The organism is Saccharothrix coeruleofusca, from assembly GCF_017876325.1.
GTDB classification, from domain to species: Bacteria; Actinomycetota; Actinomycetes; order Mycobacteriales; family Pseudonocardiaceae; genus Actinosynnema; species Actinosynnema coeruleofuscum.
The window spans coordinates 5,551,456-5,575,824 of sequence record NZ_JAGINV010000001.1 but is presented as its reverse complement, the minus strand read 5'-3'; the positions used below and the strand labels follow the sequence as shown (position 1 = coordinate 5,575,824).

The following is a 24,369-nucleotide window of genomic DNA, read 5'->3' as shown; positions in this document are numbered from 1 at the left end:
GGCGATGGTGCGCTTCGGGGTGCTGGGTCCGCTGGTGGCCGAGGACGAGCGCGGGCCGGTCGACCTGAAGGGGCCGCGGCACCGCGCGGTGCTGGCGCGGCTGCTGGTCGCCGGGGGCCGGGTGGTGCCGGTCGGCCTGCTGATCGACGACCTGTGGGAGGACGCCCCGGAGGGCGCGCTGGGCGCCGTGCAGACCTTCGTCGGCGCGCTGCGCAAGGCGCTGGAGCCGGACCGCCCGCCCCGCACGCCGTCCCGGCTGCTGGTCACCGCCTCGCCTGGTTACGCGCTGCGCCCCGCGCCGGAGGCGGTGGACGCCTGGCGGTTCGAGGCCGCGGTCACCGAGTCCGCCCGGCTGTTGGCGGGCGGCCGGGCCGAGCGGGCGCGGGTGCTGCTGGACGAGGCGCTGGCGCTGTGGCGGGGGCCTGCGTACGCGGAGTTCGCCGACCAGGACTGGGCGCGCGGCGAGGCGGCGCGGCTGGACGAGCTGCGCCTGCTGGCCGTGGAGCGCCGCGCCGAGGCGGCGCTGGCGGCGGGGGCGGCCGCCGAGTCCGTGCCGGAGCTGCGCTCGCACGTCGCGGACCACCCGCTGCGCGAGGACGGCTGGCGGCTGCTGGCGCTGGCGCTGTACCGGGCGGGCAGGCAGGGCGACGCGCTGGCCGCGCTGCGCCGGGCCCGCGAGGTTCTGCGCGCCGAGCTGGGCGCGGACCCCGGCCCGGAGCTGCGCGCGCTGGAGGCCGACATCCTGGCCCAGGCCCCGCACCTGGTCACCGCGCGCCCCGCGACGCCCCCGCCCGCGCGCGGACGGGCCGAGCCCCTGTTCGTGGGGCGCACGGGGGAGCTGGGCGCGCTGGAGGAGGCCGCGGCCACCGCGCTGGGCACGGGCCGCCCGCGCCTGGCGCTGCTGTCCGGGGAGGCGGGGGCGGGCAAGACCGCGCTGGCCGGTGCGCTGGCCGGGCGGCTGGCGGCGGCGGGGTGGACCACGGCGTGGGGAGCCAGCCCGGAACTGCCCGGCGCGCCCGAGGCGTGGCCGTGGACGCAGATGCGCGAGGAGCTGGGGGTGGCCGAGCCGGTGGCGGCGCGGTTCCACCGGCACCGCGCCATCGCCGCCGCGCTGGCCGGGCTCTCCCGCGCGGCCCCGGTGCTGCTGGTCTTCGACGACCTGCACTGGGCCGACGAGGAGACGCTGGCCCTGCTGACCGCGCTGGTCACCGACCTCGACCCCGGCCCGGTGCTGGTCGTGGGCACCTACCGGTCGACCGAGATCTCCGAGGGGCTGGCCGAGGCGCTGGGCCGGGCCGCCCGCGCCGAGCCGACCCGGATCTACCTGGGCGGACTGACCGAGCCGCAGGTGCGGGAGGTGGTCCGGGCGCTGACCGACCGCGAGGTGGACACCCGCGCCGTGCACGCCCGCAGCGGCGGCAACCCGTTCTTCGTCCGGGAGCTGACCCGGCTGTGGGAGAGCGAGGGCGACGCCGCCCTGCGGGCCGTGCCGACCGGGGTGCGCGAGGTCATCCGGCACCGCCTGGCCAAGCTCGGCGAGGCGACGCGGACCCACCTGCGGCAGGCGGCGGTCCTGGGGCCGGAGGTGGACCTGGACGTGCTGGTCCCGCTGGCGGGCGACGAGGAGGCGGTCCTGGACTCGGTCGAGTCGGCCCTGCTCGCCGGGTTCCTGGTGGAGCAGGACGGCGACCGCCTGCGGTTCGCCCACGCGCTGGTGCGGGAAACGCTCTACGCCGACATCCCGCGCGCCCGCCGCGCCCGGTGGCACGCCGCCGCGGCCGGGATCGTGGAGCGGGCGCGGCCCGACGACGTGGAGGAGATCGCCCACCACCTCCTGCGCGCGGGCGGGCGGGTTCCGGCGGCGCGCACCGCCCACTACGCGCGGGCGGCGGCCGAGCGCGCGGAGCGCCGGTTCGCCCCGCACGAGGCGGCCCGCCTGTGGCGGGAGACCGCGGACCGCGCCGACACCACCCGGACCCGCCTGGAAGCGCTGATGGGCCTGGTCCGGTCGCTGGCCGTGATCGGCGACCTGCGGCAGGCCCGCCTGCACCGCGCCGAGGCCGTCACCGCGGCGGAGTCCCTGGGCGACCCGGTGCTCACCGCCGGGGTGATCGGCTCCTTCGACGTGCCCGCGATCTGGACGACCAACGACGACGAGGAGCTGTCCGCGCGCTTGGCCGCCGCCGCCGAGCGCACCATGGCCGCCCTGCCCGCCGACCGCCGGGCCGACCGCGCGCGGCTGCTGATCACCACCGCCATGGAGCGCCGCGCCGACACGGGCGGGCGCGGCGGCCGGGCGGCCGAGGAAGCCGAGGGCATCGCCCGCGAACTGGCCGACCCCGGTCTGCTCGCCCTCGCCCTCAACGCCCGCTACCTGCACACCTTCCAGCGCGCCGGGCTGGCCCCGCAACGCGCCCGGATCGGCGCGGAGCTGGTCGAGCTGACCCGGCGGCACGGCCTGGTGACCCTGGAGGTGCTGGGCCACCTGGTCCTGGTCCAGTCCCGCTGCGCGCTGGCCGACTTCGCCGCCGCCGACCGCCACGCCGCCGAGGCCGACCGCCTCGCCCAGCGCCACGACCTGCCCGTGGTCGGCGTGTTCACCGACTGGTACGCGGCGCTGCGCCTGTCCGTCGCGGGGCAGCGGGAACGGGCGCGAGCCGCCTACCGCGCGGCGGCGGCCCGGCTCGCGGGCACCGGCATGTCCGGCCTGGAGCACGGCATCCTGCCGCTGGCTCTGCTCAGCCTCGGCGCCGCCGCGGACGACAGCGCTCCGGACGACGCCGACTGGGGTCCGTACCGGCCGTGGGCGCGCCCTGAGCCGGGTGAGTCCATTCCGGACTCACCGCCGGACCTCCTGCTCGAAGCGCGGACGTGCCTGCACGCCGAGGCGGCGCTGCGAACCGGTGACCGCCCGACGCTGGAACGCCTGCGCGCCAAGCTCCTCCCGGCCTCCGGCGAGCTCGCCGGGGCGGGCAGCGGTCTGCTCACCTTCGGCCCGGTGGCGCACTACCTGGGCGACCTGTCCGCCGCGCTCGGCAGGCCCGGCGAAGCCGTGGAGCACTACCGGCAGGCACTGCGCGTCGCGGAGAAAGCCCAAGCGCCGCACTGGATCGCCGCCGCGCGCGAAGCGCTGACCCGACTCCGCGACCAACGGTGACACCCCCGCACCGCGCGACTACACCACGAGGATGACCCGGAGCGCTGTCGTCCCGGAAAATGCCTCCCGCGACCGATGTCCCGGCTCGCGGATGCTCCTAGCGTCGACCACATCGGACACGACGACCCGAGGAGATACGTGCGCCAGCGGAGAACCACCGGCGGCCTGCTCGCCTGCCTGCTCGCCCTGACGGCCACCGCCCCGGCCACGGCCGCGCCCGACGCGCCGCGCCTGCTCCCCCCGACCGGCCCGCACCCGGTCGGCACCACCTCGCTGCACCTGGTCGACACCAGCCGCGCCGACCCGTGGGTGCCCGAGGCGGGGGCCAGGGAGCTGATGGTCTCCCTCTGGTACCCGGCGAAGTCGCCCAGCGGCAAGCGCGCGCGGTACATGACGCCCACGGAGTCGCGGCTGCTGCTGGAGGACGGCGGGATCACCACCGTGCCGCCCGAGGTGCTGAGCGGGACGCGGACCAACGCCTTCCGCGACGCCGAACCGGCGGGGCGCGGCCTGCCGCTGGTCGTGCTGTCGCCGGGGTTCACCAAGCCCCGCGCCACGCTGAGCGGCCTGGCCGAGGACCTGGCGAGCGACGGCTACGTGGTCGCCGCGATCGACCACACCTACGAGAACGTCGCCACCACCTTCCCCGACGGCCGGGTCACCACCTGCGCCGCGTGCGAGCGGGACCGGAGCCCGGAGTTCTGGCGGGGACTGGTCCAGGGCCGCGCCGCCGACGTGTCCTTCGTGCTCGACGAGCTGACCGGGGCGCACCCGAAGTGGCGCGGCGCGGGGCGGATCGACCCGTCCAGGATCGCGATGGCGGGCCACTCGATCGGCGGCGCGAGCGCCATCCCGGCGATGCTCGCCGACGCGCGCGTCCGGGCCGGGATCGACATCGACGGCACCACCGAGGACCTGATCCCGGACAGCGGCCTGTCGCGGCCGTTCCTGTTCCTGGGCAGGCAGTCGACCTACACCCCCGGCACGCCCGGACCGGTCGCCGACTGGGAGCGGGACTGGGCGCGCATGACCGGCTGGAAGCGCTGGTTCGTGGTGGAAGGGGCGGCGCACGCCTCGTTCACCGACGTCGGCCCGCTGGCGGAGCAGCTCGGCGTGGCCAGCGGGGCCGACCTGGCGGGGCCGCGCGGCACCGAGATCACCCGCCGCTACGTGCGGGCCTTCTTCGACCTGCACCTGCGCGGCAGGGCGCAGCCGCTGCTGGACGGGCCGTCGGCGCACTACCCCGAGGTCGGGTTCTGCGTGCCGGAGACCGGGACCTGCGCCCGATGACGGCGGATGCGCCCTCCGCGACGCTGCGGAGGGCGCATCCTGGTCCGTCAGGCCGTCACGGGGTGCGGCAGCTGACAGTCGGCGCGGCCCACTGGCCGTTGGCCATCACGGTGAAGCCGAACGTGGTGCTCGCGCCCGCGGCGAGGTTGCCGTTGCCGCTGGGCTTCATGGTCATCACGTTGCCGCTGGAGTCCCAGCTCGGCGTGCCGTTCCAGGTCGCCGACACCTTCTGCGGCGAGGTCACGGTGACCGTGGCGGTCCAGCCGCTGATCGCCGTCGAACCGGCCTGGATGGTGACCTCGCCGTTGAAGCGGTCACCCCACTGCTGGCTGGTCCGGTAGGTGGCGGTGCAGGAGCCGGTCGGGGTGGTCGGGGTGGTCGGCGTGGTGGTCGGGCTGTCCGAGGGGGCGACGGCCTGGCCGGTCGACGGGGAGATCATGCCCGCGCACAGGCCGCGGCTCTTCAGGTTCGCCGCGATCTGGGGGATGGCGTTGAGCGTGGTCTGGTAGCCGTCGTGCATCAGGATCACGCCGCCGCTCTGCAAGGTCGACGCGGCCTGCACGATCTGCGCGGTGCTCGCGCCGTTCCAGTCCTGCGAGTCGACGTTCCACAGCACCTCGGTCAGGCCGAGCTGCGCCTCGATCGACTTGAGCGTGCTGTTGGTCTCGCCGTAGGGCGGGCGGAACAGCTTGGGCGTCTCGCCGGTGGCCTGCTGCAGCGCCTGCTGGGTCCGGCTCAGCTCCGAGCTCATCTCGGCCGCGCTGAGCTGGGTCAGGTGCGGGTGGCTCCAGCTGTGGTTGCCCACCCACATCCCGGCGTCGCGCTGGCTCTTGGCCAGCGAGGGGTTCTGCTGGACCTTGTTGCCCACGTTGAAGAAGGTGGCGCGCAGGCCCGCCGAGCGCAGCGCGGTGATCAGCTGCGGGGTGCTGCCGGTGTTGGGGCCGTCGTCGAAGGTCAGCCCCACGTAGCCCGCGCGGCAGTCCGAACCGCCCGGCGTGGTCGTGGTCGTAGTCGTGGTGGGCGTCGTGCCGCCCGCGTTGAGGGCTTCGAGGACGGCGTTGTAGGCGGCCTTCTTGTTGCCGCCGCTGTCGAACAGCAGCGGGGTGCCCGAGGCGCGCCAGGAGTCGCTGTCGCGGATGCCCCACACGGTGATGCCGGTGCAGCGCGCCACGGCCAGGCAGGCCTGGGTGACGCCCTTGAACTGCTCGGCCTGGCTGGACCCCGAGCCCTCGATGTCCAGCTCGGTGATCTGCACGTCCACACCGAGGTTGGCGAAGTTCTGCAGCGTGGTGTGGTAGTTGCTCGGCACCGGGTTGCCGCTGTTGAAGTGCGCCTGGAAGCCCACGCAGTCGATCGGCACACCGCGGGACTTGAAGTCCTGCACCATCCGGTACACGCCCTGGGTCTTGGCGTGCGACCAGTTGTCGGTGTTGTAGTCGTTGTAGCACAGCTTCGCGTCCGGATCGGCGGCCCGCGCGGCGCGGAAGGCGGCCTCGATCCAGTCGTTGCCCGTGCGCTGCAGGTTGGAGTCCCGGCGCCCGCCGCTGCTGCCGTCGGCGAAGGCCTCGTTGACCACGTCCCAGGCGTAGATCTTGCCCCGGTAGTAGGAGGCGACCTGGGTGACGTGGTTGAGCATCGCCTGCCGCAGCGCCGAACCCTCCATGCGCTGCATCCACCCCGGCTGCTGGGAGTGCCAGGCCAGCGCGTGCCCGCGCACCCGCTTGCCCTGACTCCGCGCCTGGTTGACGATCCGGTCGGCGTTGCCGTAGCTGAACTGGCCCTGGTTGGGCTCGGTCGCGTCCATCTTCATCTCGTTCTCGGCCGTGACCATGTCGAACTCACGGTTGAGAATGCCGACGTAGGTGGAGTCCGAGAGCTTGTTCGCCGCGACGGCGGTCCCGAAGTAGCGGCCGCTCTCGGCCGCGGACGCGGCCAGGGTGGTGCCCGCGCTGGCGACGTTCGGCAGCACCACGGCCGCCGCGCTCAGCAACCCGAGCACACCGGTCACCACCGCGACGCGTCGCGGCCCTCCTCTTGTCACCGGCCTGCCGGCAGCGGCGACAGCAGTTTCGGACATCACTTCCTCCAACGGGTCAGCACGGGGCGCGGTGGGGCCACCGCCGTGGCGGAGCTTCGAAACTTTCGAGAACTTGAGTGACGCTTTCGTAAACTAGGCTGCGGAATGTGCGCGGTCAAGGACTATCCGTCACCAATAGAGACGCAACTCCGCAGGCAAACCCCACATTGGTGGGTCGCAACTCTCTTCGCGGGTTTACGAAAGTATCGACCTGGCGCGCCGCGTGTGATCAACGGCGGTGAGGGTGCCCGGAACGACGTCACCCCCGGCCGGATGGCGTTCCGGCCGGGGGTGACGTCGATGGGCACCGTTGACGAGCGGGGCGCACCCCGTCCCGGAAGTCTCAGATCAGCACGATCTCGCGCGTGGTGTCGCCCTGCTTCACCAGCACCTGGGCGCCCTCGACCTTGGCGGCCTGGTAGAGGAAGTCCCCGAAGCCGACGAGTCGGCGCACGGCTTCGGTGAGGCTGACGCCCTCCCGGTCCATGACGGTCTGCAGCGCCTTCACCGTCTCGGGCGACACCGCCACGTTGATCCTCTTCGGTTCGGGGCGGCCGTGGTCGCGGGACGGCTCCAGCTCGTCGCGGTCGGCGGTGGTCGAAGCGGCACGGGACATGCGAAATCCTTCGAGGAGACGGGTTGGTGGGCGCACTCGTCCGCCGCCGGGGCTTCCCCCGGTCGGGTCGTCGGAGCGCCCCGGTGGCGCTCAACTTCGGCACCTCGTGCTCGGTCCGGCGCGGCGGTGGCGGTCTTGAACATCTCCGCCACCAACCCACCAGCGATTAGTAGCATCGCACATGTCGAAGCTGTGCGCAAGACGTGTGAGCGGTGTGGGTTTGTTGTGTTAAACCCGCACGCCCGCTGTTATATTGGGACCAGCCGGCGTGGACCGGCCACTCGGGGCAGCCGAAAACCCGGTCCACCTCCCCGAGCGAAGGGGGTCCCAGCAGATGACCCGTCGACACACCGGGAAGGACTACGTCCAGCAGGACGGGACGTGGTACGACCCGACACCCAGCGCCTCGATCTCCGGGGAGCGGGTGGTCCGGTACGCCGACGAGGAGCGTCCGGACGCGCACGTGCTGCTCAGCCAGGCCCTCGAAGCCCCGCCCGGCCGCCGCGCCGGGGCGGCCGAGGTCGGGCAACTCCGGTGAGCGGGTCCGCGCGGCCCCCCGCCGGGCCGGACGTGGCGGAGGGGACCTGGACCGGGCGCGAGGACAGGGCGGGCACCGGGGAGCTGATCAGCCTGCGGCCCACGCCCGAGCAGACCCAGAAGTGGACCATGCAGAGCAGGGTCCTGTGGGGCGTGGGAGCGACCTTCTTCGGCACGCTGCTGGCCGTGCTCGCGGCGGTCGGGCTCGGGTGGATCACCCAGGACTTCGGCAGCGAGCTGGCCAGGATGATCCTGCCGAGCGTGCTCGGCTCGGCCAGCACGATCATCGGTGTGCTCTTCGTCGCGGGCAAGCAGGAGAAGTAGCCCGCGAGGCGGGTGTCCCGGCGATCACCCGCGGCCGGTGTCCCGGTCCGCGTCGGTGATCGCGGTGATGAGCAGGTCGAGGCCGAAGTCGAACTCGGCGCGGCGGGCCGCGTCGTCGGAGGCGGGGATCGCGGAGAGCTCGCGCAGCAGGGCGCCGACGAGGTAGGCCAGGCCGGTGCGCAGGACGCGCACGGCGGTCGCGGGCGGGAACCCGGCGCGGCGCAGGATGCCCAGCGCGGCTGCCACCGGACCCGGACCGGTCGGCGAGTCCGGCCTGCGGGTCAGCGCCAGGTGCGCGCAGCGGGGGTGGCGCAGCGCGGTGTCGCGGAAGGCGTGCGCCGCGGCGCGCACGTCGGCGCGCAGCCCGCCGGTGGCCGGTGGCAGGCGCAGGTCGGCGAAGACGGCCCCGGTGATCGCGTCGAGCAGCGCGTCACGGCTGTCGACGTGGTTGTACAGGCTCATGGTGTCCACGCCCAGCCGCTTGGCCAGCCCGCGCATGGTCAACCCGGCCAGCCCGGCTCCCTCGACCACGGCCATCGCCTCGGCGACGATGCGCTGCCTGGTCAGGGGCTGCCGGTCGCGCCGGGGCCTGCCCCGGCGTGGCGCGACCGTCTGGTGGATGGGGCTCACGTCCACTCCTCCCGGCCTGTGCCGCGACCCCGGTGCGAACGAGGAGCCGCCCGCCCGCCGCGCCGGGCGCACCGGCGCGGCGGGCGGCGCGGTCAGCGGGGAGCGGCGATGCTCTCGTAGATGCGGGCGAAGCCGTGCTCGTCGTAACCGGCGTCGCGCTGCTTCCTGATCAGCTCCTGCACCATGGCGAGCGGCTGGCCGCCGATGCCCAGCTCGGCGACGGCGTCGAGCATCTTGGTCAGGTCGGAGAAGGCGAGGCTCTGCTGGCCGGGGACGGTGTAGTCGCCGCCGTCGATGACCGCGCCGAAGCCCGCCAGGCCCCCGGTCATCGCGGTCAGCCAGCTCTGCGCGCGAGCCGCGAAAGCGCTTGCCGAGATGCCCGCGGTGCGCACCATCGCGGCCCCCTGCATGTAACCGGCGAACATCACGTACATCGCCGCGAGCAGCGCCAGGTCGTAGAGCGAGGCCAGGCCGGTGTCCTCGCCGAAGTAGGTGCTGGTGCCCCAGTGGTCGAAAATCTCCTTGTGGCGCTGGAAAACGTGCTCGTCGCCGCTGTAGAAGACCTCCGACCCCGCCGTGCCGATCATGGCGGGCACGGCCATGATGCCGCCGTCGAGGTAGCCGATGCCCTCGGCGGCGGCCCACCGGCCCAGCTCGCGCGCCTGCTCGGGCGAGGTGGTGGTCAGGTTCACCACCGCGCGGCCCCGCAGCCGCTGCGCCAGCGGGTCCAGCACCTCGTGCACCGAGGCGTGGTCGAACAGGCAGACGACCACCACCTCCGCGGCGGTGACGGCGTCCTCGGCGGAGGCCGCCCCGGTCGCGCCGGAGGCGATCAGCTCGTCGGCCTTGCCGGGCGTGCGGTTCCACACGGTGGTGGGGACGTCCGCCTTCACCAGGGCGGCCGCCAGCGCGCGTCCCATCTCGCCGAGGCCGAGCACGGCGACCGGTGTCGCAGTGGACAAGGCAGTTCCCTTCTCAAGTCGTCGATTCGGGCTGCCGCAATGCTTTCGCCGTACTGTGGTGGGGACAAGTACGCACTTGGAAGTCCAATACTGACTTCGTGGTCAGCATGGGGGTTGTGGTGAGCGGGGCGCCTCGGACCGGTCCGTACGTCTGCGGCCTGGACGCCGCGATGGACGTGGTGGGCGGCAAGTGGAAGTCGCTGATCCTGTGGGAGCTGCGGCAGGGGGCCCGGCGGTTCGGCGAGCTGCGCCGCGGCCTGCCGGGGGTTAGCGAGCGGGTGCTGGCCCGGCAGCTGCGGGAGATGGAGGAGGACGAGCTGGTGCACCGCGAGGTCTACCCCGTGGTGCCGCCGCACGTCGAGTACTCGCTCACCGAACAGGGGCGCTCCCTCTACGGGGCGCTGGAGTCGCTGGGTGCTTGGGGGCGCAGGCGGATCGCCCGGATCGGGGCCGCCCGGCTCGACGTGGAGCACGCGGGCGGATGATCCCCGCCCGCGTGCCGAGGGCTGGAAAGCGCTGCGCACGCGCGTTCGCCACCGAACCGCCCCGGTGTCACTCCCCGGTGCCGCTCCCGCCCCCGTCGGCCAGGAGCGGGGCGCGACCGCGCACGCGGTAGCGCAGGTGCGTCACGTCGGGGGTGTGCAGCACCCTGGTCGGGACCAGCTCGACGCCCTCCCGCTCGCCCAGGCCGAGGTCGGCGTCGAGCAGCCGCAGCCCGGTGCCCAGCACGACCGGCACCACGTGCAGCTCCAGCTCGTCGAGCAGGCCCGCCGCGAGGACCTGCCGCACCAGGCTGCCGCCGCCCGCGATCGCGACGTCCTTGCCGCCCGCGGCGTCCTTGGCCCGCTCCACGGCGTGGGCCAGGCCCTCGGTGACGTAGGTGAAGCTGGTGCCGCCCCGGCGCACGAGGGTGGGGCGCGGGCGGTGGGTGACGACGAACACGGGCGCGCGGAACGGCGGCTCCTCGCCCCACGGCTCCTCGCCGCCGTCGGCCATCCGCCGCCCCATCACGTACGCCCCGGCGGCCTCGAACGCCTCGCCGATGACCTCGGAGTTGACGTCCCGCTCGCCACCGGCGAAGCCCTGCCGCTCCCGCCACGCCGCCGCGCCGGTCATCCAGCGGGTGAGGCGGAAGAACGCCGCAGCCTCCGCTGACGCCATCCAGTCGCCGTCGCCCTCGTGGCGGGGCCCGGCGTAGAAGCCGTCGAGGGACACCGACAGCTGTGCGGTCACCTTGGTCATCGTGCTGCGCTCCTTGCTCTCCCGGCGATGCCCGGCGGGCTCGCTCGGGAGGGGATCGGAGCCGACGACGACGTTTCTACGTCGACGCCGAGAAATTTTTTCCGGCTTCAGCGGCGTCCGCGTGGCGTGCCGCCCGCAGCAGCAGGAACCGCTGCTCGGCCGCGTTGCCCGCCAGGCGCGCGGCCTGCCGGAACGCCTCGCTCGCGGCGGCGTGCTCGCCCGCCTTCTCCAGCAGGTGGGCGCGCACGGCGTGCAGCCGGTGGTGGCCCGCCAGCGGACCCCGCTCCAGTTCGGCGACGGCCTCCAGGGCGGCGCGGGGACCGCGCACCTCGCCGAGGGCGACGGCCCGGCTCAGCGCGGCGACCGGGTTGGGCGCGAGGCGCTGCAGCACGTCGTGCAGCGCCAGGACCTGCGGCCAGTCGGTGTCCTCGGCGCGGGCCGCCTCGCAGTGCAGCGCGGCGATCGCGGCCTGCACCTGGTACGGGCCCGCCGGGTGGGCGGCCAGGCTGCGGGTGACCAGCTCGGTGCCCTCGGCGATGGCCGCCCGGTCCCACCGCGACCGGTCCTGCTCGGCCAGCGGGACCAGCTCGCCGTCGGGGCCGGTGCGCGCCGCGCCGCGCGCCTCGGTCAGCAGCATCAGCGCGAGCAGCCCGGCGGTCTCACCGGAGTCGGGCAGCTCGCGGTGCAGCCGCGTGGTCAGCCGCACCGCCTCCGCGGTGAGGTCGGGGCGGCGCAGCGCGGGCCCGGAGCTGGCGCTGTAGCCCTCGTTGAACAGCAGGTACAGCACGTGCAGCACGTCCCCGAGCGCCCGCTCCCGCTCCGCCTCGGGCGGCAGCTCGAACCGGGCGCCCGCCTCCTTGAGCCGCTGCTTGGCGCGGGAGACGCGCTGCCCCATCGTCTTGTCCGGCACCAGGAACGCCGCGGCGATCTCGGCGGTGGTCAACCCGGCGACCGCGCGCAGCGTGAGCGCCATCCGCGACGCTGGGGTCAGCACCGGGTGGCAGCACAGGAACAGCAGCTCCAGCAGGTCGTCGCGCACCGGCTCGGCGTCCGGCGGCGCGGCGAGCAGCTGGTCGCGCGGCACGGCGTCGAACACCGCCCGCTCCCGGCGGGCCCGCGCCGCGTCGGAGCGCACCAGGTCGACGTAGCGGCGGGTGGCGACCGTGGTCAGCCACCCCAGCGGGTGCTCGGGGACGCCGTCGCGCCCCCACTTGTCCGCGGCGTCGACCAGCGCCTCCTGCACGGCGTCCTCGCACCGCGCGAAGTCGCCGTAGCGGCGCACGAGGGCGCCGAGCACCTGCGGCGTCAGCTCGCGCAGCAGGTGCCCGGCGTCCTCGCCCACGATCACAGGTCGCTACCGCCGGGCTCCATCAGCGGCCACACCTCGATGCCGCCGCCGAGGCCCCCGCCGTGGCGCAGGGCGGGGTAGGACCGCGCGATCTCCAGGGCGCGCCGCTCGCTGTCCACGTCGACCACGAAGTAGGAGCCGACGTGCTCCTTGGCCTCCAGGTAGGGGCCGTCGGTGACCACCGGCGCGTCCTCGACCACCCGCACCGACCGGGGCCGGGACACCAGGCCCCGGCTGTCGACCAGCTCGCCGGACTCCCGCAGGGCCGCGTTGAACGCGTCCACCTCCGCGATCAGCTCGGCGAGCCGGTCGGCGTCGACACCGGTCCACAGCTGCTCGTTGCCGTAGATCAGCATCAGGTACTTCACCGCGCGACCCTCAGATCACGCCCAGCGCCAGCATCGCGTCGGCGACCTGGATGAAACCGGAGATGTTCGCGCCCGCGACGTAGTTGCCGGGGGTGCCGTAGGTGTCGGCGGCCTCCAGGCAGCGGTCGTGGATGCCGTGCATGATGTCGGCCAGCCGCCGCTCGGTGTGGGCGAAGCCCCAGGAGTCGCGGGAGGCGTTCTGCTGCATCTCCAGGGCGCTGGTGGCCACGCCGCCCGCGTTGGCCGCCTTGCCGGGGGCGAACAGGACGCCCGCCTCGGTGAACAGGCGCACAGCGTCGGGGGTGCAGGGCATGTTCGCGCCCTCGGCGACGATGGCGCACCCGTTCTTGACCAGCGTCGCGGCGTCGTGGCCGTTGAGCTCGTTCTGCGTGGCGCAGGGCAGCGCGATGTCGCAGGGCACGTCCCACACCGAGCCGCCCTCGACGTACCGGGCGGTGTCGGGGCGCGCCTCGGCGTAGTCGGAGATGCGCGCGCGGCGCTTCTCCTTGATCTCCTTGAGCAGGTCCAGGTCGATGCCCCGCTCGTCGACCACGTACCCGTTGGAGTCCGAGCAGGCGATCACCGTGCCGCCCAGCTGCTGCACCTTCTCCACCGCGTAGACCGCGACGTTGCCCGAGCCGGAGACGACCACCTTCTTGCCGTCGAAGGAGTCGCCGCGGACCTTGAGCATCTCCTCGACGAAGAACACCGTGCCGTACCCGGTGGCCTCGGTGCGCACCTGCGAGCCGCCCCAGGTCAGGCCCTTGCCGGTGAGCACGCCGGACTCGTAGCGGTTGGTGATGCGCTTGTACTGGCCGAACAGGTAGCCGATCTCCCGGCCACCGACGCCGATGTCACCGGCCGGCACGTCGGTGTGCTCGCCGATGTGCCGGTAGAGCTCGGTCATGAACGCCTGGCAGAAGCGCATGACCTCGCCGTCGGAGCGGCCCTTGGGGTCGAAGTCGGAGCCGCCCTTGCCGCCGCCGATGGGCATCCCGGTCAGCGAGTTCTTGAAGATCTGCTCGAAGCCGAGGAACTTGACGATGCCCAGGTAGACCGACGGGTGGAAGCGCAGGCCGCCCTTGTACGGGCCGAGCGCGGAGTTGAACTCGACCCGGAAGCCGCGGTTGATCCGCACGGTGCCGGAGTCGTCGACCCACGGCACCCGGAAGATGATCTGCCGCTCGGGCTCGCACAGCCTGCGGATCACGGCCGCGTCGGTGTACTCCGGGTGCTTGGCGACCACCGGGCCCAGGCTGTCGAGGACCTCGTGCACCGCCTGGTGGAACTCGGCCTCGCCGGGGTTGCGCCGCAGCACCTCGTCGTAGATGTCGCTCAGCTTCTCGTCCAGGATCGCCACGTGCCGCTCCCCGATCGTCCCATCATCGTTCCACTGACGGGTACCCAGTCTGACCTGCGGCTGTCGGTCTCCTGCGGGCGGGTCGCACCGGACCGTCACTCTCACGGAGGGTGACGGTCCTGCGGTGAGCCGGATCACTGGTTAGCGTGGGGGCGGGTGTGAGGAGCACGACATGGCCACCTCGACAGCGGACCGGGCCGCCGACCGGCGGGGACGGTGTCGCGCGCGTGGGGTTGCGCGCAGGCGCGTGCTGGCCGCGGTGGTCGCGGCGGTGCTGCCCGGCGGCTGCGGGGCGGGAGCCTCGGACGGGGACGGCACCACGACGCTCACCTTCGTCAACGCCCAGGACCAGGGGACCTTCGACCAGGTCATCGCCGGTTTCGAGCGGGCCAACCCCGGCATCCGGATCAGGCAGGAGGTCGTCCCGTTCGACGACCTGAACTCGGCGGTGCAGTACCGGCTGCTCTCCGAGGACCCCGGCGTCGACCTGTTCGACGTGGACGCGCCGCGCCTGGCCGCGTTCGCCGCGCGCGGCTTCCTGGTGGACCTGGGCGAGCTGGGGGAGCGGGCGCGCGGGCGGGTGGACCCGGAGGCGCTGGCGGGCACCACCTACCGGGGCAGGCAGTACGCCCTGCCCCGGTGGACCTCCACCCAGCTGCTCTACTACAACCGGGGGCTGCTGGGCAAAGCCGGTGTCGCGGCACCTCCTGGCGACCCGCGCAGCCCCATGACCTGGGAGGACGTCGCGGCGGCGGGCCGCGCGGCGCAGGCCGCGGGCGCCCGGTGGGGGCTGGCCTTCGACCAGATCGACCGCTACTACCAGCTCCAGCCGCTGCCCGAGTCGCTGGGCGGCGGCCCCGGCCTGACCGGCCCGGACCTGCTCACCCCGCAGGTCGCCAACCCGGCGTGGGTGCGGGCGTTCACCTGGTACGCCTCGCTCTTCGAGCAGGGGGTGGCCCCCAGGGGCGTCAGCCCCGAGCAGACCGGGCCCCTGTTCGCGTCGGGCAACACGGCGTTCTTCGTCGGCGGGCCGTGGAACGCCGACGCCTTCGACCAGGCCAGGGGCCTGGACTACGACGTGGCGCCCTTCCCGGTCTTCGCGGGCGGCAGGCCCGCGTCCTCGACCGGCTCGTGGGCGACGGGCGTCAGCCCCTTCTCGCGGCACCAGGAGGCGGCGAAGGAGTTCATCGCCTACCTGGCGCTCGACCCGACCGGCGCGTGGGAGGCCAGTTCGCGCAACATCCCGGTGCAGGTCGACGCCTTCGAGCGGTACCTGGGCACGCTGCGCGGCCAGGGCGGCCGGTCGGCGCGGCTGGCCGAGGTCGTGGCGCACGAGCTCGCGAGCAACGCGGTGGCGCGTCCCCGCACGGTCGGCTACGTGACCTTCGAGACGGCGATGAACAAGGCGTTCGCCGACATCCGCAACGGCTCGGACCCCGAGCGGCGGCTGCGGGCGGCCGAGGCGGAGCTGACCCGAGCCATGGCCAAGTACCGCGGGTAGCCGCCCGCCTGCGAGGAGGTGGGCATGACCACCGCGACACCGAGGACCGCGGTCGGCCGCCGGGGGCGCTTCGGCGACTGGCCGATCGCGGTGACCTTCCTGGGCCCCGCCGTGCTGGCCGCCGTGCTGCTGCGGCTGTGGCCAGCGGCGCGCGCGGTCTGGGACAGCCTGCGCAGCACGCCGTTCGGGCTCGTCCCCACCACCTGGGTGGGGCTGGACCAGTACCGGTGGCTGTTCACCGACCCGGCCTTCCTCAACTCGCTGAAGGTCACCGCCCTGTTCGGCATCGTCGTCAACCCGCTGCAGATCGCCGTCGCGCTGGCGCTGGCGGTGCTGTTCAACGAGCGCATCCGCGGTGTCGGCCTCATGCGCACGCTGGTGTTCCTGCCGGTGGCCATCCCGCAGAGCGTCTCGGCGGTGATCTGGGCGGTCGCCTTCCGCCCGGACGGGCCGCTCAACGGGGTGCTCGCGCTGTTCGGCCTGGGCGGGCTGCGCTACCTCACCTCGCCCGGCCAGGCCTTGGCGTCGATCGTGGTCGTGGTCTCCTGGATCGGCGTCGGCTACTGGATGATGTTCCTCATCGCCGGGCTGAAGGAGATCGACCCGAACCTCTACGACGCCGCGGCGCTGGACGGGGCGGGCCGCTGGGCGCGCTTCCGCTACGTCACGGTGCCGCAGCTGCGCAGGCAGCTGGCCTTCGTGCTGGTCGCCGACACGGTGTCGAACCTGCTGCTGTTCGCCCCGGTGCAGATCCTGACCAAGGGCGGCCCGGACGGCAGCACCGACGTGCTGATGAACGACATCTTCGAGCGCGCCTACACCGAGGCCGACGTGGGCGCGGCGGCGGCCGCGACGGTGGTGCTGACCGCCGTCGCGCTGGCCATCGTGGTCGTGCAGTTCCGGCTGCTCTCCAGCGGGAAGGACTGACGTGGCCGCCGGGGCGCGGGGCGGCCGGGTGGGCATGGCGCTGCTCGGCGGGCTCATCGCGCTGCTGTTCTTCCTGCCGCTGTGGTGGGCGCTGGCGGGCGCGCTGCGCTCGGAGCAGGAGACCTTCCGCACGCTCTCGCCGGTGTCGCTGTGGACGCTGATCCCCGGCCGGCCGACGCTGGGCAACTTCGCGTCGCTGATCCACGGCGGCTTCGGCCGGGCCATGCTCAACTCGGCGGTGGTCACGGCCGCGACGCTGGTGGTGGGCCTGGCGATCTGCTCGACCGCCGCGTTCGGGCTCGCCGTGCTGCGCTTCCCCGGCCGCACCACCGTCTTCGCGGTCATGGTGGTGTCGTTCCTCATCCCGTTCGACGCCATCGCCATCCCGCTGAGCGCCCTGTTCCGGGACTTCGAGCTGCAGAACACCTACCTGGGGCTGGTGCTGCCGGGCGTGGGCAACGGCTTCGCCGTCTTCCTGCTGCGGGGCTTCTTCCTGGGGGTGCCGAAGGAGCTGGCGGAGGCCGCGCACGTGGACGGGCTGGGCTGGTGGGGGATCTTCTGGCGGATCTACCTCCCGCTGTCCAAACCGGCCATGGTCGGCGCGGGGCTGATCCTGTTCGTGTTCCAGTGGCAGGCGTACCTGTGGCCGCTGCTGATCGCGCCCTCACCGGCGATGAAGGTGGCGCCGGTGGCCATCGCCCAGCTGTCCGGCGAGCGGGGCGCGGACTTCGGGGCCATCTTCGCGGGCGCGGTGCTGACCGCGCTGGTCCCGCTGCTGGTGCTGCTGTTCTTCCAGCGCTACTTCACCCAGTCGCTGTCGGGCTCGGGCACGAAGGGCTGAAAAAAGTTCCGCGGGCGTGTCGATCGGGGTGTTCCCCGTTCGACCTGTGAGGTGAGAGGGTCCGAAAGGGACCCGGACCGCCCAGGGAGACACGACCGTGAAGTACATGCTGATCATGCGCGCCACCGACGAGGGCCTGGCGAAGATGGGGGAGATCGACCTCAACGAGATGATCGACATCATGGGCAAGTTCAACGACGAGCTGATCAGGGCGGGTGTGCTGATCGCCGCGGAGGGGCTCGACGACGCCGACCAGGGCGTCGTGGTGGACCACTCGGCGGAGCCGCCCGTGGTCACCGACGGCCCGTACGGGGAGACCAAGGAGCTGTTCGGCGGGTTCTACATCCTCAACGTGGCCTCCAAGGAGGAGGCCGTGGAGTGGGCCAAGCGGCTGCCGGTGCCGGGCCCCGGTTTCAAGACCGAGGTCCGCCGGGTCCCCTCGATCGACGAGTTCCCGCAGGACAACGTGTGGATTCAGAAGGAGCGGGCGTGGCGCGAGGCGACCGGCCAGCTCTGACCGGGACGGGCGACCCCACCGGCCGCGAAGCCGTCGCGGCCGTGTGGCGGATCGAGTCCGCGCGGATCGTCGGCGCGCTCGCCCGCTACACCGGCGACTTCGCGCTGGCCGAGGACCTGGCGCAGGAGGCGCTGGCCGAAGCCCTGGTGACCTGGCCGCGCGAGGGGGTGCCCCGCACCCCGGCTGCCTGGCTGCTCACGGTGGGCAAGCGCCGCGCGATCGACGCCTTCCGCAGGCGCTCGGCGCTCGAAGAGCGCTACGCCGCCCTCGCCCGCGACCTGGACGAGGGCGGCGCGCCCGAGGACGCGCCGTGGGACCCGGACCAGATCGACGACGACGTGCTGGCGCTGATGTTCACCGCCTGCCACCCCGTGCTGTCGCGGGAGGCCAGGGTGGCGCTGACCCTGCGCGTGGTCGGCGGCCTGACCAGCGACGAGATCGCCAGGGCGTTCCTGGTGCCGACCGCCACCGTGCAGGCCCGCATCACCAGGGCCAAGAAGACCCTGCTGGCGGCGGGGGTGCCGTTCGAGGTGCCGCCCGTTGAGCACCGCGCCGAGCGGCTCGGCTCGGTGCTCAACGTCATCTACGTGATCTTCACCGAGGGGTCCACGGCCAGCTCCGGCGAGCGGCTGATCCGGTTCGACCTGGCGGGCGAGGCGCAGCGCCTGGCGCGGGTGCTGGCCCGGCTGGTGCCCGACGAGGCCGAGGCTCACGGCCTGCTGGCGCTGCTGGAGCTGACCGCGGCGCGCTTCCCCGCGCGCACCGGGCCGGACGGCGAACCGGTGCTGCTGGAGCACCAGGACCGCAGGCTGTGGGACCGGGCCGCGATCCGCCGGGGGCGGGCCGCGCTGGTCCGCGCGCAGCAGGTCGGGCGCGGCCTGGGCGCGTACGGCCTGCAGGCGGCGATAGCCGAGTGCCACGCCGTCGCCCCGTCGGTCGAGGAGACGGACTGGGAGCGGGTGGTGCTGCTCTACGAGGCGCTGGGCAGGCTCGCGCCCTCCCCGGTGGTCGAGCTCAACCGGGCGGTGGCGGTCTCCATGGCCGACGGACCGGCCGCCGCGCTGCCGATCGTGGACGAGCTGGCGGCGGCCGGGGCGCTGGCGAGCTCGCACCTGCTGCCGACCGTCCGGGGGGAACTGCTCACCCGCCTGGGACGGGTGGAGCAGGCGCGTGCCGAGCTGGAGCGCGCCGCGCGGCTGTGCGGCAACGACCGCGAGCGCGCCGTGCTGGCGCGCAAGCTCGCCGACCTGGGGTGACCAGCTCCCCGCTCCCCGCGTGGTCGCGGGGAGCGGGGCGGGCCGGTCAGGGGTTCCAGTAGAGCGAGGCGAACGTGCGGTCGAAGCGCCGTGCGGCAAGGTCGTCGCGTTGGATCGCCCAGTGCATGGTGGCACCTTCCAGGCCGGTGACGTCGAGGTGCCAGTCGGCCAGCAGCACCCAGTCGGAGACCTCCGTCGAGATCGGTCCTTCCCAGTGGCCGTCTTCCATGGCCTTCTGGGCGAAGAACACGACGTCGGAGACCGGGTTCCCGCCGATGGCCGCCTCGGTGCCGTACCCGCCGAGCTGGAGCATCCCCCAGCTCGCCGTCCCCTCCCAGTTCTCCCCCCAGAGCTTGAGGAGCCGCTCGGAGATGCTGTAGCCGAGGTCTTCGGGCAGGGACACGGTGGGCGTCGCCCGCAGCGGTCCCTGCGGGAATCTCTCGAACAGCTCCCGGCTCTCCTCGTCGTCGGACCAGCGCCAGCGGTACTTGTCCCGCTCCTGCACGGCCGTGCCCGCAGGGACGTACACCGCCGCGCCCGCGCTTTCCGCGCTGTCGCTGTCCCAGGGGCTGGCGAACAGCAGCAGGTGGCCGTCGGCGGGCAGGTCGAGGTCCGTCGCGTCGGCGGGCAGGGCCGCGAGGTCGATGGTGGCGACGAAGGGGTGGATCAGGTCCGGGGTGTCGGCCGGGAGCAGGAGCGGGCCGCCGAAGTGGCCCACCACCGGCCCGTCCCCCTGTCGCGCCAGCGTCGCGCTGGGACGGGCGGCGGCCAGCCAGCGGTCCACGTCCTCGGCGGCGATCCCCTGCTCGACCGCGTCGTCGCGGAACTGGCTTAACCGGGTCTGCAGCTCATCGATCATGGCGTGCACCGTAGAGGAGGGGTACGACACAACGGTTCCGCGGGCACGACCCGTCGGGTCAGGGGTTCCAGTAGAGCGTGGCGTAGGCGCGGTCGAAGCGCCGCGCGGCCAGGTCGTCGCGCTGGATTCCCCAGTGGATGACGGCGCCTTCCAGGCCGGTGATGCCGGCGTGCCAGTCGGCCAGCAGCACCCAGTCCGTCTCCTTCTCCGAGGCAGGTCCCTCCCAGCGGCCTGCCTTCACCGCGTGCACGGCGCTTTCCGCTATCTCGGTGACCAGGTCGTAGGGGCTGATGCCCGATTCCGTGCCGTATCCGCCGAGCTGGAGCATCCCGATGTCCGCGTGCTCCTCCCAGAACTCGCCGAGCTCGTCGGAGATGTTGTAGGCGTCGTGGGGGGACAGGGACAGCGCGGGGATCGCCCGGAACGGTCCCTGCGAGAACTCCGCGAACTGCTCCCGGTACTCCTCGTCGTCGGACCAGCGCCAGCCGTACTTGTCCCGCTCCTCCACCGCAGCCCCGGCCGGGACGTGCACCACGGCGCCCACATTGTCGAAGTCGGTGACGTACCAGGGGCTGGCGAACAGCAGCAGTTGGCCGTCGGTGGGCAGGTCGAGGCCCGTTGCGTCGGCGGGCAGGGCGGCGAGGTCGATGGTTGCGACGAGGGGGTGGTCGGGGGTGGGGGTGTCGGCTGGGAGCAGTGGTGGGCCGCCGAAGCGGCCCGCCACTGGCCCATCGCCTTCGTGGTCCAGGATCAGGCAGGTGCGGGTGGCGGCCAGCCAGCGGTCCACGTCCTCGGCGGCGAAGCCCTCTTCGATCGCCGTGGCGCGCAACTCGTCCAGTTCGGTCTGAAGATCATCGATCATGCGGGCACCGTAGGGCAGGGGTACGACACAACGGTTACGCGGCCACGACCCGCCGGGTCAGGGGTTCCAGTAGAGCGAGGCGAACGTGCGGTCGAAGCGCCGTGCGGCAAGGTCGTCGCGCTGGATCGCCCAGTGCACGGTGGCCTCTTCCACGTCGGTGACGTCGAGGTGCCAGTCGGCCAGCAGCAGGTGGCCGTCGGTGGACAGGGCCGCGAGATCGATGGTGGCGACGAAGGGGTGGATCGGGTCCGGGGTGTCGGCCGGGAGCAGCAGCGGCCCACCACCGGCCCGTCCCCCTGTCGCGCCAGCGTCGCGCTGGGACGGGCGGCGGCCAGCCAGCGGTCCACGTCCTCGGCGGCGATCCCCTGCTCGACCGCGTCGTCGCGGAACTGGCTCAACCGGGCCTGCAGCTCATCGATCACAACGTCCACCGCAGAGGAGGAGCACGGCACAACCCGCCCGCAGAGGTTTCAGCCGATCGGCCGGTGAGTGGTGACCTCGACCCCTGGGAACCCGTTGACGACCAGCTGTTCGGCGGAGGTGTCGCCGAGCATGTGCAGCCGCAGGAACGAGCTGATGTAGCGGACCGTGACGTCCTGCTGCTCACGCTCGGTCCAGGTGTCCTCGGGGGCGCAGCCGCTGTCGTTGTCGTAGGCCCACTCGGAGTTGAAGAAGTTGTGGTTGGCCCCGGCCAGGTCGACTTCGTGGAAGGGGACGAGGTTGTGCCCGGCGGCGTTCCTGGCGAAGGTGCGGTGGTTCATCGCGGCCCCGCCGTCGCAGTCGCCCGCCAGCACGGCGAACGGAATCCGGGTGATGCGGTACTTGAGGTTCTCGGGTGACTCGGCGTCGGGCGCGTAGTAGTCGGCGGGCGCGATGGGTACGACCGCCCGCAGGCGCACGCCTCGGGGCAGGTCGCCCGCGTGGATGTCGGCCGCCTGCCAGACCACGCCCCGCCCGCCGCGCGAGTGCCCCACCAGGCCGACGTTGGTCAGGTCCAAGCGGTTCCGCAGCACGCGCAGGGGCCGCGCCAGCGGTCCCCGGCCCGCGTCCGCGTCGCGGAGCATCTCCAGGTGCTCGTTCACCAGCGCCCCTCGCGCCATGTCTGCGGGCTGCCCCAGCTCGCCCGCGTTGATGCCGTTGACGCTCACGGACACGACCACGAAGCCCTGTTCGGCCAGCGACTCGGCGAGGTAGTCGTAGCCGAGGTAGCTGCGCGTCGGGGCGGTTCCCGCCGGGCAGGGCCAGCCCATGGTCTCCCCGGCGCACGAGTACCACAGGCCGTGCGCGAGCATCACCACCGGCCGCCTGCCGGTGAAGTGCCGTGGGTGGCGCACGACGCCGGTCAGCTCGATCTCGGCTTCCGCCGTGCGGTCGGCGTTGAGGAATCCCGGAACCTTGAACGCCGTGTCCCCCAGGGTGTACTCGATGCGACCGGTGTCCTTTTCGGACGCGGTGGCCGGGATCGTCGGGGCGGCGACCAGCACGGCCAGCGCCGCCGTCAGGGCTCGGACCGTTTTCAGTCTCATGTGGACAGCTCCTCGGATGTTCTGGTTCTACTCGTCCACTGCGGGACAGGTGGTCCCGTCGGACGGCAGCGAGAGCGACAACAGGTAGTCGTCGCCGACCCGCCGGGTGCAGTCGCTGCGGTCGTAGACGCCGTGCCCGTCGCCCTCGTAGGTCACCAGCACGGTGGACCGGGGTTGCTGACGCCGCACGGCGACCGCCCACTCGTGCGGGGTCGAGGGGTCGTGCCCGCTGTTGAGCAGCAGCGTCGGCACGGCGGTGCGCATGGCGCCGGGCCGCTGCGGGGTGCGGGTGTCGGGGACGCCGAGGCAGCCGGTCATGGCGGTGTTGCCGCGCAAGGACCCGGCGGTGCGCGGGGAGATCCGGTTCTCCAGCCGGGTCAGCGCCGCGTACTCGGCGTGGCTCCGCACCCGGAAGCCCAGGTCGGCGCACGTGATGGCCTGGAACGCGGTCGCGAACAGGGACGGGTCGCCGCCGGCGGCGCGGGAGGCCGCCCGTGCGGCGGGAGCGCCGTCGCGCAGGGCGAGCACCCAGGCGCTGAAGCCCTCCCAGTCGGGCAGGTACGCGCTGGCGGTGAGGTTGCCGCTCAGGTCGTGCGGGGTGATCCGCCGGGTCGGGTCGTCCGGATCGGCCAGCTCACCGCGCGCGGCACTGGCCATCAGCTCGTCCCACAGCGCGCCCGCGTCCCGACCGTGCAGGGGGGAGGACGCGGTGCGCTCGTTCCACCGCAGCCACCGCGCGAGCACGTCCGCGGCGGCGCGGGCGGAGGCGGCCACGTGCTCGCGGGCGTCCACTCCCCGGTCCACCACCGAGTCCAGGAGCATCGCGCGCACCCGGTCACCGTGACGCTCGGCGTAGCGCTGGCCGATGACCGTGCCGTAGGACAGGCCGTAGTAGCTGATCCGGTCCTCGCCCAGCGCCTGGCGCAGCGCGTCGACATCGCCCACAACCTCCTCGGTGGAGACGTGGTCGATGATCGGCCCGGAGTGCCGGGCGCAGTCCTCGCGCAGCAGCCGGTTGTGCTCGCGCAGCCGTTCGAACCCGGTCCGGTCGGTCGGGTGCGTGCCGGGGCCGCCGAACTGCAGCTCGACCGAGCAGCGCACCGGCTGGCTGTCGCCCACGCCACGCGGGTCGAAGCCGACGACGTCGAACCGCGCCAGCACCTCGGGGCTGAAGTACCACCGGGCGCCGGAGGCGAAGTCGACACCGGACTGGCCCGGACCGCCGGGGTTGACCACCAGCACGCCGACGCGGCGGGCGGGGTCGGTCGCGCGGTGGCGGGCCAGCGCCATCGGGAACGTGCCCAGCTCCGGCCGTTCCGGATCGATCGGCCTGGTCAGCGTGCCGCACTCGGTCACGGGCCGGTCCGGGCACGGCGTCCAGGCGATCGCGGCGGGCTTGCCGCCCGCGATGGCCTGGGACGCGGTGACAGGGGACGCGGTGGCCGGGAACGCGGCGGCAGGGGACGCGGTGGCCGCCACGAGCGCCGTGGCGGCGAGGAACGCGCGCGGCACCCGCCCGCCAGGGCGGCGGTCGCGACCGGCCCTCACCCCTTCCCGCCCGAGGACAGCTCCTTCTCGCAGGCCGGGATCAGCCGCAGGCCGTCGCGAATGGACGCGGGGTCGTTCTCGGGGCCGCCCAGGGCCAGGGGGATGCGGTCCTCACCCGGCTCCGGGGTCGCGACCTCGACCCGCCGCACGCCCTTGTCCCGCAGGCAGAGCACCACCCGCTGGGCGAAGTCGGCGGCCTCGGGGTTGGCGGTGTCGTACTCCCACGGCGGCAGCGGCTTCTTCGTCAGGCAGGCGTCCTCGGCCTCGGCCACCGCCCGCTCGGCCTGCGGGCTCAGCGGCGCAGCGGGCACCGGCCGGTCCTCGCCGCCCGGAACGGCCGCCGCCGACGGCCGCACGCCGCTGTGCTCGACCACGCAGCGGTTGTAGTCCTCGGCGAGCCGGTCGACCTCCTCGGTGGTCATGTCCAGCCGCTCGCGCGGTCGGGCGGCCAGGTCGGTCGGGGCGGCGACCACCGGCCGGGCGTCGGCCCGCTCGGTCGTGAGCGCGTCCACGCGCGTGTCGGGCGACTGCTGCGACGCGCAGCCCGCGGTGGTCAGCACGGCGGCCACCGCGGTGGCCAGCAGGGCGGTGGTGAACGGGATTCGCATGGCCGACAGGATT

At 73.6% G+C, this 24,369-nt stretch carries 23 protein-coding genes and 1 pseudogene; 10 read left to right on the top strand and 14 right to left on the bottom strand.

Features of this window, described 5'->3' with window-relative positions; all coding sequences use genetic code 11:
- Positions 1-4 precede the first annotated feature (4 nt).
- Both JOF41_RS25205 and JOF41_RS25200 read left to right on the top strand, forming a co-directional pair.
- Complete coding sequence (locus tag JOF41_RS25205; RefSeq protein WP_209622465.1) at positions 5-3,157, top strand: ATP-binding protein; 3,153 nt, start codon at positions 5-7, stop codon at positions 3,155-3,157.
- A 138-nt stretch (positions 3,158-3,295) separates the two neighbouring features.
- A complete protein-coding gene (locus JOF41_RS25200) occupies positions 3,296-4,447 on the top strand; it encodes an alpha/beta hydrolase family protein (protein ID WP_307867522.1) in 1,152 nt (383 codons plus the stop codon).
- A 55-nt stretch (positions 4,448-4,502) separates the two neighbouring features.
- Here the strand turns inward: JOF41_RS25200 and JOF41_RS38670 are convergent, their stop codons facing one another.
- The 3 genes and pseudogenes from JOF41_RS38670 to JOF41_RS25185 all read right to left on the bottom strand — a co-directional run bounded on the left by JOF41_RS38670 (position 4,503) and on the right by JOF41_RS25185 (position 7,140).
- Positions 4,503-4,886 carry a cellulose binding domain-containing protein gene (locus JOF41_RS38670; RefSeq protein ID WP_443705755.1) on the bottom strand — a complete coding sequence of 128 codons (384 nt, stop codon included), beginning with the start codon at positions 4,884-4,886 and terminating at the stop codon, positions 4,503-4,505.
- A 189-nt stretch (positions 4,887-5,075) separates the two neighbouring features.
- Positions 5,076-6,524: pseudogene (locus JOF41_RS25190) on the bottom strand (endo-1,4-beta-xylanase); the annotation flags it as partial.
- A gap of 343 nt (positions 6,525-6,867) precedes the next feature.
- Positions 6,868-7,140 (bottom strand): ribbon-helix-helix domain-containing protein, encoded by a 273-nt coding sequence (locus JOF41_RS25185; protein ID WP_209622460.1) that lies wholly within the window; start codon positions 7,138-7,140, stop codon positions 6,868-6,870.
- Positions 7,141-7,474: 334 nt separating this feature from the next.
- On the opposite strand from JOF41_RS25185, the gene JOF41_RS25180 reads away from it, so the two are divergent.
- Positions 7,475-7,678 (top strand): hypothetical protein, encoded by a 204-nt coding sequence (locus tag JOF41_RS25180; RefSeq protein ID WP_189227702.1) that lies wholly within the window; start codon positions 7,475-7,477, stop codon positions 7,676-7,678.
- Complete coding sequence (locus JOF41_RS25175; RefSeq protein ID WP_189227701.1) at positions 7,675-8,001, top strand: hypothetical protein; 327 nt, start codon at positions 7,675-7,677, stop codon at positions 7,999-8,001. Before JOF41_RS25180 ends, JOF41_RS25175 begins: the two co-directional genes overlap by 4 nt.
- Before the next feature lie 24 nt (positions 8,002-8,025).
- Here the strand turns inward: JOF41_RS25175 and JOF41_RS25170 are convergent, their stop codons facing one another.
- Together JOF41_RS25170 and JOF41_RS25165 are read right to left on the bottom strand one after the other, a co-directional pair.
- Positions 8,026-8,631: a TetR/AcrR family transcriptional regulator C-terminal domain-containing protein gene (locus JOF41_RS25170; RefSeq protein WP_307867521.1), complete on the bottom strand. Its 606-nt coding sequence runs from the start codon at positions 8,629-8,631 to the stop codon at positions 8,026-8,028.
- 92 nt (positions 8,632-8,723) lie between these two features.
- Positions 8,724-9,593 carry an NAD(P)-dependent oxidoreductase gene (locus tag JOF41_RS25165; RefSeq protein WP_189227700.1) on the bottom strand — a complete coding sequence of 290 codons (870 nt, stop codon included), beginning with the start codon at positions 9,591-9,593 and terminating at the stop codon, positions 8,724-8,726.
- Positions 9,594-9,763: 170 nt separating this feature from the next.
- Here JOF41_RS25165 and JOF41_RS25160 point away from each other — a divergent pair, with 170 nt between their 5' ends.
- Positions 9,764-10,078, top strand: a complete 315-nt coding sequence (locus JOF41_RS25160) for a winged helix-turn-helix transcriptional regulator (RefSeq protein WP_229796414.1) — start codon at positions 9,764-9,766, stop codon at positions 10,076-10,078.
- Positions 10,079-10,145: 67 nt separating this feature from the next.
- Here the strand turns inward: JOF41_RS25160 and JOF41_RS25155 are convergent, their stop codons facing one another.
- The 4 genes from JOF41_RS25155 to gdhA all read right to left on the bottom strand — a co-directional run bounded on the left by JOF41_RS25155 (position 10,146) and on the right by gdhA (position 13,905).
- The gene (locus JOF41_RS25155; RefSeq protein ID WP_209622458.1) at positions 10,146-10,835 is read right to left on the bottom strand and encodes a dihydrofolate reductase family protein; all 690 of its coding nucleotides are present in this window, start codon (positions 10,833-10,835) and stop codon (positions 10,146-10,148) included.
- A gap of 76 nt (positions 10,836-10,911) precedes the next feature.
- The gene (locus JOF41_RS25150; protein ID WP_307867520.1) at positions 10,912-12,183 is read right to left on the bottom strand and encodes an RNA polymerase sigma factor; all 1,272 of its coding nucleotides are present in this window, start codon (positions 12,181-12,183) and stop codon (positions 10,912-10,914) included.
- Positions 12,180-12,551, bottom strand: a complete 372-nt coding sequence (locus JOF41_RS25145) for a YciI family protein (RefSeq protein WP_209622456.1) — start codon at positions 12,549-12,551, stop codon at positions 12,180-12,182. The genes JOF41_RS25150 and JOF41_RS25145 overlap by 4 nt, the downstream gene beginning before the upstream one ends.
- Before the next feature lie 10 nt (positions 12,552-12,561).
- Positions 12,562-13,905: an NADP-specific glutamate dehydrogenase gene (gene gdhA / locus JOF41_RS25140; RefSeq protein ID WP_209624425.1), complete on the bottom strand. Its 1,344-nt coding sequence runs from the start codon at positions 13,903-13,905 to the stop codon at positions 12,562-12,564.
- A 178-nt stretch (positions 13,906-14,083) separates the two neighbouring features.
- Between gdhA and JOF41_RS25135 the strand changes: the two genes are divergently transcribed.
- From JOF41_RS25135 to JOF41_RS25115, 5 genes are all read left to right on the top strand, one after another.
- The gene (locus JOF41_RS25135) at positions 14,084-15,412 is read left to right on the top strand and encodes a sugar ABC transporter substrate-binding protein (RefSeq protein ID WP_209622454.1); all 1,329 of its coding nucleotides are present in this window, start codon (positions 14,084-14,086) and stop codon (positions 15,410-15,412) included.
- A 24-nt stretch (positions 15,413-15,436) separates the two neighbouring features.
- Complete coding sequence (locus JOF41_RS25130; protein WP_209622452.1) at positions 15,437-16,339, top strand: carbohydrate ABC transporter permease; 903 nt, start codon at positions 15,437-15,439, stop codon at positions 16,337-16,339.
- A gap of 1 nt (position 16,340) precedes the next feature.
- Positions 16,341-17,180 (top strand): carbohydrate ABC transporter permease, encoded by an 840-nt coding sequence (locus JOF41_RS37360; RefSeq protein ID WP_209622450.1) that lies wholly within the window; start codon positions 16,341-16,343, stop codon positions 17,178-17,180.
- 97 nt (positions 17,181-17,277) lie between these two features.
- Complete coding sequence (locus JOF41_RS25120) at positions 17,278-17,697, top strand: YciI family protein (protein WP_189227692.1); 420 nt, start codon at positions 17,278-17,280, stop codon at positions 17,695-17,697.
- Positions 17,694-18,953, top strand: a complete 1,260-nt coding sequence (locus JOF41_RS25115) for an RNA polymerase sigma factor (RefSeq protein WP_209624423.1) — start codon at positions 17,694-17,696, stop codon at positions 18,951-18,953. Before JOF41_RS25120 ends, JOF41_RS25115 begins: the two co-directional genes overlap by 4 nt.
- Before the next feature lie 46 nt (positions 18,954-18,999).
- Here the strand turns inward: JOF41_RS25115 and JOF41_RS25110 are convergent, their stop codons facing one another.
- The 5 genes from JOF41_RS25110 to JOF41_RS25090 form a co-directional block, all read right to left on the bottom strand.
- Positions 19,000-19,812, bottom strand: coding sequence for a DUF1963 domain-containing protein (locus tag JOF41_RS25110; protein WP_189227689.1), 813 nt, complete (start codon positions 19,810-19,812; stop codon positions 19,000-19,002).
- Positions 19,813-19,870: 58 nt separating this feature from the next.
- Positions 19,871-20,674, bottom strand: coding sequence for a DUF1963 domain-containing protein (locus tag JOF41_RS25105; protein WP_209622447.1), 804 nt, complete (start codon positions 20,672-20,674; stop codon positions 19,871-19,873).
- 470 nt (positions 20,675-21,144) lie between these two features.
- Complete coding sequence (locus JOF41_RS25100; protein ID WP_209622444.1) at positions 21,145-22,200, bottom strand: alpha/beta hydrolase family protein; 1,056 nt, start codon at positions 22,198-22,200, stop codon at positions 21,145-21,147.
- A gap of 27 nt (positions 22,201-22,227) precedes the next feature.
- A complete protein-coding gene (locus JOF41_RS25095; RefSeq protein ID WP_209622441.1) occupies positions 22,228-23,748 on the bottom strand; it encodes an alpha/beta fold hydrolase in 1,521 nt (506 codons plus the stop codon).
- On the bottom strand, positions 23,745-24,356 hold the full coding sequence (locus JOF41_RS25090) for a hypothetical protein (protein WP_209622438.1): 612 nt from the start codon (positions 24,354-24,356) through the stop codon (positions 23,745-23,747). The genes JOF41_RS25095 and JOF41_RS25090 overlap by 4 nt, the downstream gene beginning before the upstream one ends.
- Positions 24,357-24,369: the final 13 nt, after the last annotated feature.

Coding starts and splice junctions, on each gene's coding strand:
- JOF41_RS25135 (WP_209622454.1), top strand. CDS start 14,084: ATGGCCACCTCGACAGCGGACCGGGCCGCCGACCGGCGGGGACGGTGT.
- JOF41_RS25090 (WP_209622438.1), bottom strand. CDS start 24,356: ATGCGAATCCCGTTCACCACCGCCCTGCTGGCCACCGCGGTGGCCGCC.
- JOF41_RS25160 (WP_229796414.1), top strand. CDS start 9,764: ATGGACGTGGTGGGCGGCAAGTGGAAGTCGCTGATCCTGTGGGAGCTG.
- JOF41_RS25100 (WP_209622444.1), bottom strand. CDS start 22,200: ATGAGACTGAAAACGGTCCGAGCCCTGACGGCGGCGCTGGCCGTGCTG.
- JOF41_RS25130 (WP_209622452.1), top strand. CDS start 15,437: ATGACCACCGCGACACCGAGGACCGCGGTCGGCCGCCGGGGGCGCTTC.
- JOF41_RS25155 (WP_209622458.1), bottom strand. CDS start 10,835: ATGACCAAGGTGACCGCACAGCTGTCGGTGTCCCTCGACGGCTTCTAC.
- JOF41_RS25105 (WP_209622447.1), bottom strand. CDS start 20,674: ATGATCGATGATCTTCAGACCGAACTGGACGAGTTGCGCGCCACGGCG.
- JOF41_RS25180 (WP_189227702.1), top strand. CDS start 7,475: ATGACCCGTCGACACACCGGGAAGGACTACGTCCAGCAGGACGGGACG.
- JOF41_RS25110 (WP_189227689.1), bottom strand. CDS start 19,812: ATGATCGATGAGCTGCAGACCCGGTTAAGCCAGTTCCGCGACGACGCG.
- JOF41_RS25205 (WP_209622465.1), top strand. CDS start 5: ATGGTGCGCTTCGGGGTGCTGGGTCCGCTGGTGGCCGAGGACGAGCGC.
- JOF41_RS25185 (WP_209622460.1), bottom strand. CDS start 7,140: ATGTCCCGTGCCGCTTCGACCACCGCCGACCGCGACGAGCTGGAGCCG.
- JOF41_RS38670 (WP_443705755.1), bottom strand. CDS start 4,886: ATGATCTCCCCGTCGACCGGCCAGGCCGTCGCCCCCTCGGACAGCCCG.